Origin of the sequence: Streptosporangium sp. NPDC006013, from assembly GCF_040614275.1 — a bacterium.
GTDB lineage: Bacteria > Actinomycetota > Actinomycetes > Streptosporangiales > Streptosporangiaceae > Streptosporangium.
Map to the genome: position 1 here is coordinate 1 of NZ_JBEXUE010000347.1, position 10,903 is coordinate 10,903.

Below are 10,903 nucleotides of genomic sequence, written 5' to 3' on the forward strand. Positions count from 1 at the left end.
GTCGGCTCCACCGAGGAGATCGAGAACGAGGGCGTCGACCGTACCCACCTTGACCCCGTCCCTTTCCGGTTCCGCCATGGCGGGGAGCGTTCAGACGCCACCTGGCCGTACATCGGGTGACGGCGGGGGATTCTTCTCGATCGGGCATGCGTCCGCGTTCCTGATCTCCCGGATCGGGAGAGGGCATCCGGCCACGGCGCCGAATGGGAAGGCGATCTGAGAGATCCATGCCGGGTGGGGCCTCACCGCCCCTGAAACGAAAAACCCCCGGGAACCGTTGCTCCCGGGGGTTTCGCACTTGTAGCCCCGACCGGATTCGAACCGGCGCTACCGCCTTGAGAGGGCGGCGTCCTAGGCCACTAGACGACGGAGCCTTGCGAGAGACAGTGGTAGTCCCGACCGGATTCGAACCGGCGCTACCGCCTTGAGAGGGCGGCGTCCTGGGCCACTAGACGACGGGACCCTACACACTGTCATCAGATTCGGAGGGAGCCGAATCTGCGGCATCTTCCTAAGAAGATGCAGCTGGGGTACCAGGACTCGAACCTAGAACAACTGAACCAGAATCAGCCGTGTTGCCAATTACACCATACCCCACCGCACCGGACTCCCTTGCGGGACTCGCTGGCGCCTCCGAAAGAATAGCCCAGGTTGGGGGTCAAGACCAAAACGATTGCCGGCGGCCGAATCGCGGTATCACCGGGCTGCCGCAACGAAGGTCCGCTGTGCGACCCTGCTGAGAGATCCGTCCACCTGAGAGGAGTTCCAGCCTTGGCCGAGAACCCGTTCTTCGAACCCAGCACGCTGCCGTACGGGCTGCCGCCGTTCGCCCTGATCAGGGAGGAGCACTACCTTCCCGCCTTCGAACGTGGCATGGCCGACCAGCTGCGCGAGGTGCGGGAGATCGCCGACAACCCGGAGCCCGCGACGTTCGCCAACACGATCGAGGCCCTGGAGCGCTCGGGCCGGATTCTCAATCGGACCGTGATCGTCTTCAGCAGCATCTCCGCCTCCGACACGACCGACGGCATCCGGGAGATCGAGACCCAGGTCTCCCCCAGGCTGACCCAGCACGCCGACTCCATCCGCCTGAACCGCGCCCTGTACACCCGGATCAAACAGGTGGCCACCGACGACCCCGAGGAGGCGTGGCTGCTGCAGAAGTACCGCGTCGACTTCGTCAGGGCCGGCGCGGACCTGTCCGAAGGCGACCAGGACCACCTCAGGGCGCTCAACGAGGAACTGACCAGGCTCGCCACGACCTTCTCCCAGAACCTGCTCACGGCCTCCACGGCCTCCGCGCTGGTCGTCGAGGACGTCAAGCTGCTGGACGGGCTCGCCGAGAGCACGATCAAGGCGATCGAGAAGGACGGCAGGTACGTCCTGCCGCTCTTCAACTACACCAACCAGCCCGCGCTGGCCGAGCTGACCGACCGGGAGACCCGCAGGAGGCTGTACGAGCTGTCCGTCGGCCGGGCGCCGGAGAACTTCGAGCTGGCGGCCAGGATGGCGGCGCTTCGCGCCGAGCGGGCGGCCCTGCTCGGCTTTCCCAACCACGCCGCCTACTCCGTCGCCGACCAGACCGCCAAGACCACCGACGCCGTCGAGGAGATGCTCGGCAAGCTGGTGGGCCCCGCGGTGGCCAACGCCCGCCGGGAGGCCGAGGCGCTGAGCGAGCAGGCCGGCTTCCCGCTGGAGCCGTGGGACTGGTCCTTCTACGCCGAGCGGGTGCGCAAGGCCCGCTACGACTTCGACGCCGCCGACCTTCGCCCCTACTTCGAGCTGGACCGGGTGCTGCGGGACGGTGTCTTCCACGCCGCCGGCGAGCTGTACGGGATCACCTTCGCCGACCGGGACGACCTGGCCGGGTACCACCCGGACGTCCAGGTCTTCGAGGTGTCCGACGCGGACGGCTCACCGCTCGGCCTGTTCGTGTTCGACCCGTACGCCCGGCCGACCAAGCGCGGCGGCGCCTGGATGAACAACCTGGTCACCCAGTCGCACCTGTTCGGCGAGCTGCCCGTGGTGATGAACAACCTCAACATCACCAAGCCCTCCGAGGGGCCGACGCTCCTGACGTTCGAGGAGGTCAACACCGCCTTCCACGAGTTCGGCCACGCCCTGCACGGCCTCTTCTCCGACGTGCGCTTCCCCCGGGTCTCCGGCACCGACGTGCCGCGCGACTTCGTGGAGTACCCCTCGCAGGTCAACGAGATGTGGGCCACCTGGCCCTCGATCCTCGCCAACTTCGCCAGGCACCACGAGACCGGCGAGCCGGTGCCCGCGGAGCTCCTGGAGAAGATGAAGGCCGCGGAGAAGTTCAACCAGGGCTTCGCCACCGTCGAGTATCTCGCGGCGGCACTGCTGGACTGGGCCTGGCACAAGCTGGCCGGGGGCGAGACCGTCGAGGACGCCGAGGCGTTCGAGAACGCGGCCCTGGAGCGCGCCGGGATCGCCTACGACCTGGTCCGGCCCCGCTACCGGACCAACTACTTCGCGCACATCTTCTTCAGCGGGGTGGGCGGCTACAGCGCCGGCTACTACTCCTACATCTGGAGCGAGGTGCTGGACGCCGAGAGCGTCGACTGGTTCGAGGAGAACGGCGGCCTGACGCGCGGCAACGGTGACCACTTCCGCTCCACCCTGCTGTCGGTCGGCGGCTCGCGGGACGTGATGGACGCCTTCCGCGACTTCCGGGGGCGCGACCCGCGCATCGAGCCCCTGCTGAAGCGCCGGGGACTGCAGGCGTAGCCCCCGCCCGCGTGGCCCTTCGTCCATCGCCGGGGTGCAGGAAACCACACCCCGGCGATGAACGCAGAGCCAATGCGCGCGGCGGCCGCGGCGGGCATCGTAAAGGTCATGAAACGACCACGGAACAGGATCGGCTCCGCGCTCGTCGCCGGTCTGGCAGGGGCCCTGTTACTGGGGACCGCGGACCCGGCCGCGGCTGGGCGGGAAGACCACGGCACCCAGGGAGCCGCCACCTCGGCCACCACCGGGAGGGACACGACGGTCCGTACCGACGCCGGGTGGGTGCGGGGCGCGCAGGCCGGAGACCACCGGCTCTTCCAGGGCATCCCGTACGCCGCGCCCCCGGTCGGGGAGCTGCGCTGGCGGTCGCCGCAGGCCGTCGCCCCGTGGCAGGGGGTGCGCGACGCCACCGCGCCCGGCAGCCGGTGCGCGCAGACCGCCGACGTCTGGGGGCTGCCCGGAAGCGAGGCGGAGGACTGTCTCTATCTCAACGTGACCACGCCCGCGCGAAGCGCCGGGAACCGTCCCAGGCCGGTCATGGTGTGGCTGCACGGCGGAAGCCTGACGAAGGGGGCGGGCAGCGATTACGACGCCCGCAGGCTGGCCGTGCGGGGCGACGTCGTGGTGGTGACGGTCAACTACCGGCTGGGGATCTTCGGGTTCTTCGGGTACCCCGGGTTCGAGAACTCCGGGGCCTTCGGGATCGAGGACCAGCAGGCGGCCCTGCGCTGGGTGCGGCGCAACGCGGCGGCGTTCGGCGGCGACCCGCGCAACGTCACCCTGTTCGGCGAGTCCGCGGGGTCGCACTCGGTGTGCGCGCAGCTCACCTCCCCCTCGGCGGCGGGGCTGTTCCACCGGGCGATCACCCAGAGCACCCCGTGCGGGGCGGGAAGCTTCGAGGGCACCCCGCTGCGGCCGGTCATGGACCTCCCCTTCTGGCTGCCCAGGGCCTCCTACGAGGGCTACGGGCAGTATCTGGCCACCCTGGTGGGATGCGTCGACCCGGGGACCGCGCCCGCCTGCCTGCGGGACAAGCCGGTGGCCGACCTGCTCGCCCAGCCCGCCCTCCCGCTCCCGGGGTACGGCAACGCGGTGCTGCCCGAGGATCCGGCGAAGGTGCTCCAGGAGGGCCGCTTCCACCGGGTGCCGGTGCTGACGGGCATCACCCGGGACGAGGGCACGATGTTCACGTCGCTGATTTTCGAGGAGCCGATGCCGGCGGAGGGGTACGAGCCCGCCCTCAACGAGAAGTTCGGCGCCGCGGGCCCCGACGTCCTGGCCCGATATCCGCTGGACGCCCACGACGGCCTGCCCCTCCAGGCGGTGGCGGCCATCATGAGCGACCTGGACTGGGCCTGGGAGGCGCGCAACACCGACCGGCAGTTCGCCCGGCACGTGCCGACCTTCTCCTACGAGTTCACCGACCGTACGGCGCCCGCGCTCTTCCCGCTGAAGCACGGCATCAGGCCGCTGGCCGCACACGGCTCCGAGCTGTCGTTCCTGTTCGGGGTGAGCTGGGAGTCCGCCCCGCTCACCCCCGAGCAGCGGCGGCTCGGCGACATGATGATCGACTACTGGTCCCGGTTCGCCTCCGTCGGCGACCCGAACCGGCCGGGCCTGCCCTCCTGGAAGCGCGTGCGCCCCGGCGACGGCACGCCGTACGTGCAGGAACTGGCCCCGGGGCAGGGCGGCGTCGGGCCCTTCGACCGGGCCTCGGCACACAACCTCGCCTTCTGGGACGAGCTCGCCGGGCGGGGGGACGGAAGCCGGGCCGGAGGCTGAGACCGGACAGGGCGCGGGAGGAGGGCGTTCCTCCGGGTTCCCTTCCTGATCTTTCTCCCGTGGCTCCGGCCACCCGGTGACCGTTGATCGAAAGCGAAGGCCCGCCTCCGGTGAATTCCCGGGGGCGGGCCTTGACGCTCCGCGAGGTCCGGTCAGGCCTGGAGCTTCGCGAGGGCGGCGCGGAGGCGCTCGATGGAGCGCTCGCGGCCGAGGACCTCGATCGACTCGAACAGCGGCAGGCCCACGGTCCGGCCGGTGACGGCCACGCGCACCGGGGCCTGGGCCTTGCCGAGCTTGAGGCCCTGTTCGACGCCGACCTCCTCCAGCGCGGTCTTCAGCGACTCGGGGTCCATCTCGACCTTCTCAAGCCGGTCGAGGTAGCCGGTGAGGATCTCCACGGCGGAGCTCTTCATCGCCTTGTCCCACGACGCCTGGTCGAAGACGGGCTCGTCCAGGAAGAGGAAGTCCACGTTCGCGGTGATCTCGGACAGGACCGCGATACGGGTCTGGGCGAGCTCGGCGACCTTGGCGAAGGTCTCGCGGTCCCAGCTCGGGTCCAGCCACGGCTCGCAGCGGGTGATGAACTCCTCCAGGGGCAGTGCCCTGATGTACTCGCCGTTGAACGCGCGGAGCTTCTTCTCGTCGAAGAACGCCGGGGAGGGGTTGACGTCCTCCAGCCTGAACAGCGGCACCATCTCCGACCAGGGCATGATCTCCCGGTCGTCGCCGGGGCCCCAGCCGAGCAGCATCAGGTAGTTGACCATCGCCTCGGCCAGGTAGCCCTCCTCGCGGTAGGACTCCAGGGCGACCTTGTCGCGGCGCTTGGACAGCTTCTGGCGCTTCTCGTTGACGATGACCGGCACGTGCGCCCAGGTGGGCGGGGCGACGCCGAGCGCCTCCCAGAGCAGCTGCTGCTTGGGGGTGTTGGACAGGTGCTCCTCGGCGCGGACCACGTGGCTGATCCGCATCTCGACGTCGTCGACGACGTTGGCCAGCACGAAGAGCGGGGAGCCGTCGCCGCGCGCGATGACGAAGTCCTCCATCGCGTCGTTGGGGAACTCGACGGTGCCGCGGACCAGGTCGGAGATCACGGTGACGCCCTCGTCGGGGGTACGGAAGCGGACCGCGCCCTCGGTCAGGCCTCGGTCGCGGCAGAAGCCGTCGTAGCCCTGGTGCTCGGACCCGGTGCGGGCCTTGACCTCGTCGCGGGTGCACGTGCAGTAGTAGGCCCGGCCCTCGGCCAGCAGCCTGGCCGCGGCCTCGCGGTGCTGCTTCTCGTACGAGGACTGGAAGTAGGGTCCCTCGAAGGCCGGGGCGCCGTCGTTGATCCCGATCCAGGCGAGCGCCGAGATGATGCCCTCGGTCCATTCCGGCCGGTTGCGCGCGGCGTCGGTGTCCTCGATGCGGAGCACGAACCTTCCGCCGGACCTCTCGGCCAGGGCCCAGTTGAACAGCGCGGAGCGGGCGCCGCCGACATGGAACATGCCGGTCGGCGAGGGGGCGAAACGAACCCTAATCACGGGAGACCACCCGGTTGCTGAGAGTGCCGATTCCTTCGATGAAGACGCTGACCTCGTCGCCGACGCTGAGCGGGCCGACCCCTTCCGGCGTCCCGGTGAGGATGACGTCGCCGGGGATCAGGGTCATGACCGCGCTCACGTGGGCGATCAGCGCGGGGATGTCGTACATGAGCTTGGAGGTGCGCGAGCTCTGCTTGACCTCGCCGTTCACGGACGTGACGATGCCGACGTCGCTCGGGTCGAGCTCGGTCTGGATCCACGGGCCGAGCGGGCAGAACGTGTCGAAGCCCTTGGCCCGGGTGAACTGGACGTCCTTCTTCTGCAGATCCCGCGCCGTGACATCGTTGGCGCAGGTGTAGCCGAAGATGACCTCGTGAGCCCGTTCTCGGGGCACCTCCCGGCAGAGCCTGCCGATCACCACCGCCAGCTCCCCCTCATAGTCGACCCGCTGGGACAGGGTCGTCGGGTAGGCGATGGCCTCACCCGAGCCGATCACCGAGGTCGACGGCTTGAGGAAGACCAGTGGCTCGTCGGGGACCTCGCCGCCCATCTCGTGGGCGTGGTCGGCGTAGTTCTTGCCGATCGCGACGACCTTGCTGGGCAGCATGGGCGCGACCAGCTTGACCTGGGAGAGCGAGTGACGCTCACCGGTGAACTGGATCGGCCCGAACGGATGACCGGAGATCGCGGAGATGAACTCCTCTCCTGGGCCACCCTCGACCACCCCGAACCCGACACCGTCTCCTGTGGAGAACCTCGCTATACGCACACGACAAGGCTAGTCGGGCTCCGGGTCTCGCCTGACCGCGCCCGCGCCTCCGGGAGGTTCGCGCCTCCGCCCATCCGGCCTCCTCCATCACATCGCCGAGCCATCTGGGCTATATGCAACTAAAAATACCCATAAAACCTATTTTCCCGATACGACCACGATTGAGTTAAAAATAAGTATGTCCTGATTACTGTTCATATGGGGGGTATGACCGTTTCTGTCAGTATCGGGGAGCCAGAAGGTCTTCCCTCGGGGGAAGGAATGGACGTGACTGAAGCCAGCACGGTGAACAGGCCCAAGGGCGACGAGGTATCCGTGCCCCGGGCACGCACCGACAGTCCCGGATCCCAGGGTGGCCTGGTCACTCCCAAGGGAACCACCACCATCGAGAGCGGCGTGGTAGCGAAGATCGCGGGCCTGGCGGCCAGGGAGATTCCCGGCGTGCACAACATGGGCGCGAGCACCGCGCGAGCCCTGGGCGCGGTACGCGGCATGGTCGGTGTCGACCAGAACATCACCCAGGGCGTCTCCGTCGAGGTGGGCGAGCGTCAGGCCGCCGCCGACCTCGAAGTGGTCGTCGAGTACGGCATGGCCATTCCCGACCTGGCCGCCGCCGTACGCCGCAACGTGATCACGGCGATCGAGCGCATGTGCGGGCTCGAGGTCACCGAGGTCAACATCAAGGTCTCCGACGTCCACATGCCCGGCCAGGACAAGGACTCCTCGGAGGAGTCGTCCGAGCCGGGGCCGCGCGTCCAGTGAGGGATCCGGCGCGCGGGCCTGAGGACCCGGCCCGCGAGGAGGCGACGCGTCCGGTGACGACGGGATCCGGCCGCCGGACGCCCGCGCCCGCGAACAACCCGGGTGACCCGGCCCACCGGCCACCCACCCCGGCGCACGGACCGGAGCATCCGACCCCGGCGACCGTCATGCCCGCACACAAGCCGGAGCACCCGGTCCACCCGCCCGCCACCCAGGCCCCGGCGGGGGCCGTACCCGCCCAGAGACCACGGGCCCCGGCCCGCACGACGGCCGCCACACCGGGCGAGACGGCGAGTCCGCCCCGCGAGGAACCGGCCGCGGCCGCTGAGCGGGAACCGGCCGGCCGGGAGGCGGGTCTCGCGCACGGGATAGCCGACGCCGTACGGCGCTGCCCCGATGTCGTCGACCTCTCGGGCGGCCCGTTCGGGACGGTGGCGACCTACCTGCCCGGCGAGAGGGTGCCCGGCGTCGCGCTGCATGAGGACGGGATCGAGATCTCGGTGGTCGTCAGGCTGGGGCGCCCGCTGCCGGAGATCGCCGACGAGGTACGTGCGGCGGTCGCCCCGCTGGCGGATGACCTGCCGGTGAATGTCCATATCGGAGGTTTGACATGAACAAGTTCCCAGTGTGGTCCGTGCTCGGCACGATCGTCGGCGTTCTGCTGGGCTTCGCCGGAGCCTTCGGCGGCTTCTGGGCATTCCTGCTGGTGCTCGTACTCGGCGCCATCGGATTCCTCCTCGGCCACTTCGCGGAGGTCGGCGAGGTCAACCTGTCCCGGATCTCGGCGAGACGGCGATGAACACCCCCGTCGAGCACCACGCCACCTCCTCGGGAGCGGCCGCGGACTCAGGTGACCTCCCCGCCGGCCGGACGGGCTCCGCCCTCGCCGGGACCGGGCGGTCCGCGCCGCCCGCCGTACCCGCCCAGCCGGCCGTACCGGCCGAGCTGCGTGGCAGAACCGACATATCCGACCGGGTGGTGTCGCGCATCGCGGCCGGCGCGGCCAGGGAGGTGGCACGGGTGCGGAAGGTCGGCGAGCGGAGGCCGCTGTCCCTCCGCGGAGGCACCCGCGCCGCCGTCGACGGCACGCTCGCGACGCTCCAGCTGGACGTGACCATGGAGTATCCGGCCCCGATCCGCGAGGTGGCCGACGAGGTCCGGCGCCACGTCGCCGAACGGGTCATGACACTGACCGGCATGGACGTCGGCTACATCGACATCGACGTCACCAACGTGATCCGCGCTCCGGAGAGCCCGCCCGAGACCTCGTACGAGGTCTCGCGTGAGACCTCACGTGAGACCTCATACGAGGCCTCGCCGGCCGAGGGCGGGAACCGGCCCGACTTCCGGACACCGGACGCGACGGCCCACGGGACCGACGTCCCGTCGCGGGAGGAAGGGCAATGACCTCCCAGACCCCCGACCCGGCTGAGCCCTTCTCCGAGCATGTCTCCGAGACGGGGCCGACCGAGGAGATTCCGGCCGCACCCGGCGCGGCGTTCGTGGAGCCGTCCGCGTCGCGGGCACCCGACGAGGTGGCGAGGAACGCCTCCGCGGACCGCGCGGCGGTCAGGGCCTTCCGCCCGCGCCGGGTGGTCCCCGCCGTCATCACCGCCGTGGTGCTGACGGCGATCGGCGTCCTGGTGGCACTGGAGGTCATCTCCGCGCTGGTCGGCCACCCGCTGCGCCTGCTGCCCTACGACCGGATGCTCACCTGGGCGTCGTCGACGCCGTGGAGCGACCGGCAGGTGATGGCGGGCGCGGGCCTGGTCGGCCTGCTGGGCCTGCTGCTGGTGCTGTTCGCGCTCATCCCGGGACGGCCCACGCTGATCCCGGTGCGGACGGGCGACAAGGACCTGGTCATCGGCATGCAGCGCCGGGGCTTCGCCCGGTCGCTGGCCCACACGGCCGAGCGGGTGCAGGGGGTGGACCAGGCCAAGGTACGGCTGGTGGGAAAGACCGTGCGAGTGAACGCCCGCAGCGGCGTCCGGGACACCACCGGACTGGCCGACGCCGTACGGGAGGCGGTGACCGTGCGGATCGCCGCACTCTCCCCCGTCTGGAACCATCCCGTCCACGTGCACCTGCGAGGGAAGTGAGCGCCATGGACGACAAGACCGCCCGGGGCAACCGGCTGGGGCTGCTGCTCGTGGGACTGGCGCTGATGGCCCTGAGCGCCCTGGTGATGGCGCGCGGCGCGGGGGCGTTCCCTCCGGCCGTGGCGTCCGCCCGCGGACCACTCGTGGACGCCCAGACGCGTGCGGCGTTCGCCCGCTACGACCCGTGGCTGTGGTGGGTGGTCGCCGCGGCGGCGATAGTGCTCGCGCTGTTCGGCCTGCGCTGGCTGCTGGTCCAGGGACGCCGCCGGAGGCTGAGCGGCATCCGCCTGGACGGCGGTCCCGCCGGGGTCACCGAGGTGGACGCGCACAGCGTGACCGACGCGGCGGCCGCCGAGGCGGGCTCGCACCCCTCGATCATCGGCGCCACCGCCGCGATGATCGGCACGAGCGAGCACCCCGCCGTCCGGATGCGGGTGGCGGTCGCCGAGGACGCGCCGATGAGCGCGGTCCGCGAGCAGCTGAGCGGGGTGGTCATCCCGCACATGCGCCAGGCCCTGGAGACCGAGCGCATACCCGCCGTCGCCCGGGTGAGCCTGGGGGACGCGCCGCACCCCCGCAGGACCGTCACCTGACGGAGCGCCGATCATAGGGTGATCAGGGAAACCAACGCTTCGAGGAGACGATGTGCCTTCGGTCGTGAAGATAAACGTGCTGACAGTGTCCGCGGAGATGCGCGAAGAGCTGGAGCGCCGCTTCTCGGGACGGGCGGGAGTGGTCGAGTCCGCGGACGGGTTCGAGTGGTTCGAACTGCTCCGCCCGGTGGACGGCACCGACCGCTACCTGGTCTACACCCGCTGGCGTTCCGATGAGGACTTCAAGCGCTGGACCGAGAGCCAGGCCTTCCAGCGCGGCCACGCCCAGGCCGCCGCCGAGGCCGGTCAGGGCCAGGGGCACGGGCATGGGCAGGAGGCGGCCGGCCCGGCCCAGGGGCACGGCCACGGGCAGGGCCCGGCAGCCTCCGGGGCCGAGCTGTGGTCGTTTGAGGTCGTACAGAGCACCGGGCCCGCGCCCGGAGCCTGATCGCTCGCCGAGGGGCGCCCGACCGGCCCCGACCGGCCCCGACCGGGTTCCGAGACGATCGTACGATCCCGTCCGAGTCCGCGTTGAGCGGGTAGGCCCCGCTCCCCTCGTTTCCGCGTCGACACGGAAAGGGACAACGGATGTGCTCTGTGTCATGAGCGCGACCATAGGAACAATCG

The 10,903-nt window shown here is 70.4% G+C and carries 11 protein-coding genes and 3 tRNA genes; 9 read left to right on the forward strand and 5 right to left on the reverse strand.

Going from position 1 to position 10,903, the window contains the following annotated elements; translation table 11 throughout:
• Nucleotides 1–301: 301 nt before the first annotated feature.
• The 3 genes from ABZ260_RS36760 to ABZ260_RS36770 all read right to left on the reverse strand — a co-directional run bounded on the left by ABZ260_RS36760 (nt 302) and on the right by ABZ260_RS36770 (nt 597).
• A tRNA-Glu gene (locus ABZ260_RS36760) sits at nt 302–374 on the reverse strand.
• Between the two features lie 13 nt (nt 375–387).
• Nucleotides 388–463 (reverse strand) — tRNA-Glu (locus tag ABZ260_RS36765).
• 62 nt (nt 464–525) lie between these two features.
• Nucleotides 526–597 (reverse strand) — tRNA-Gln (locus tag ABZ260_RS36770).
• Nucleotides 598–771: 174 nt separating this feature from the next.
• Here ABZ260_RS36770 and ABZ260_RS36775 point away from each other — a divergent pair.
• Nucleotides 772–2,751 (forward strand): M3 family metallopeptidase, encoded by a 1,980-nt coding sequence (locus ABZ260_RS36775; RefSeq protein ID WP_355626788.1) that lies wholly within the window; start codon nt 772–774, stop codon nt 2,749–2,751.
• A gap of 108 nt (nt 2,752–2,859) precedes the next feature.
• A complete protein-coding gene (locus ABZ260_RS36780) occupies nt 2,860–4,533 on the forward strand; it encodes a carboxylesterase family protein (protein WP_355626790.1) in 1,674 nt (557 codons plus the stop codon).
• A gap of 152 nt (nt 4,534–4,685) precedes the next feature.
• Here ABZ260_RS36780 and gltX read toward each other — a convergent pair whose 3' ends face one another.
• Together gltX and ABZ260_RS36790 are read right to left on the reverse strand one after the other, a co-directional pair.
• Nucleotides 4,686–6,017 (reverse strand): glutamate--tRNA ligase, encoded by a 1,332-nt coding sequence (gene gltX / locus ABZ260_RS36785; RefSeq protein ID WP_355626800.1) that lies wholly within the window; start codon nt 6,015–6,017, stop codon nt 4,686–4,688.
• 28 nt (nt 6,018–6,045) lie between these two features.
• Nucleotides 6,046–6,822, reverse strand: coding sequence for a fumarylacetoacetate hydrolase family protein (locus tag ABZ260_RS36790; protein ID WP_350954330.1), 777 nt, complete (start codon nt 6,820–6,822; stop codon nt 6,046–6,048).
• Between the two features lie 267 nt (nt 6,823–7,089).
• Here ABZ260_RS36790 and ABZ260_RS36795 point away from each other — a divergent pair, with 267 nt between their 5' ends.
• From ABZ260_RS36795 to ABZ260_RS36825, 7 genes are read left to right on the forward strand one after another with little or no spacing between them, the layout of a single operon-like run.
• Nucleotides 7,090–7,584, forward strand: a complete 495-nt coding sequence (locus ABZ260_RS36795) for an Asp23/Gls24 family envelope stress response protein (RefSeq protein WP_355564233.1) — start codon at nt 7,090–7,092, stop codon at nt 7,582–7,584.
• 53 nt (nt 7,585–7,637) lie between these two features.
• Nucleotides 7,638–8,198, forward strand: coding sequence for a hypothetical protein (locus tag ABZ260_RS36800; RefSeq protein ID WP_355626792.1), 561 nt, complete (start codon nt 7,638–7,640; stop codon nt 8,196–8,198).
• The gene (locus ABZ260_RS36805; protein ID WP_350914766.1) at nt 8,195–8,383 is read left to right on the forward strand and encodes a hypothetical protein; all 189 of its coding nucleotides are present in this window, start codon (nt 8,195–8,197) and stop codon (nt 8,381–8,383) included. The genes ABZ260_RS36800 and ABZ260_RS36805 overlap by 4 nt, the downstream gene beginning before the upstream one ends.
• Nucleotides 8,380–8,991: an Asp23/Gls24 family envelope stress response protein gene (locus ABZ260_RS36810; protein WP_355626794.1), complete on the forward strand. Its 612-nt coding sequence runs from the start codon at nt 8,380–8,382 to the stop codon at nt 8,989–8,991. The genes ABZ260_RS36805 and ABZ260_RS36810 overlap by 4 nt, the downstream gene beginning before the upstream one ends.
• Nucleotides 8,988–9,683, forward strand: a complete 696-nt coding sequence (locus ABZ260_RS36815; RefSeq protein WP_355626796.1) for a DUF6286 domain-containing protein — start codon at nt 8,988–8,990, stop codon at nt 9,681–9,683. Before ABZ260_RS36810 ends, ABZ260_RS36815 begins: the two co-directional genes overlap by 4 nt.
• 5 nt (nt 9,684–9,688) lie before the next feature.
• Nucleotides 9,689–10,276: an alkaline shock response membrane anchor protein AmaP gene (locus tag ABZ260_RS36820; RefSeq protein ID WP_355626798.1), complete on the forward strand. Its 588-nt coding sequence runs from the start codon at nt 9,689–9,691 to the stop codon at nt 10,274–10,276.
• A gap of 52 nt (nt 10,277–10,328) precedes the next feature.
• The gene (locus ABZ260_RS36825; protein WP_350914758.1) at nt 10,329–10,724 is read left to right on the forward strand and encodes an antibiotic biosynthesis monooxygenase; all 396 of its coding nucleotides are present in this window, start codon (nt 10,329–10,331) and stop codon (nt 10,722–10,724) included.
• Nucleotides 10,725–10,903: the final 179 nt, after the last annotated feature.

Bases quoted from the DNA above. Each gene is read 5' to 3' on its own strand.
- ABZ260_RS36780 (WP_355626790.1), top strand. From the start codon at position 2,860: ATGAAACGACCACGGAACAGGATCGGCTCCGCGCTCGTCGCCGGTCTG.
- gltX (WP_355626800.1), bottom strand. From the start codon at position 6,017: ATGTTCCATGTCGGCGGCGCCCGCTCCGCGCTGTTCAACTGGGCCCTG.
- ABZ260_RS36805 (WP_350914766.1), top strand. From the start codon at position 8,195: ATGAACAAGTTCCCAGTGTGGTCCGTGCTCGGCACGATCGTCGGCGTT.
- ABZ260_RS36810 (WP_355626794.1), top strand. From the start codon at position 8,380: ATGAACACCCCCGTCGAGCACCACGCCACCTCCTCGGGAGCGGCCGCG.
- ABZ260_RS36815 (WP_355626796.1), top strand. From the start codon at position 8,988: ATGACCTCCCAGACCCCCGACCCGGCTGAGCCCTTCTCCGAGCATGTC.
- ABZ260_RS36820 (WP_355626798.1), top strand. From the start codon at position 9,689: ATGGACGACAAGACCGCCCGGGGCAACCGGCTGGGGCTGCTGCTCGTG.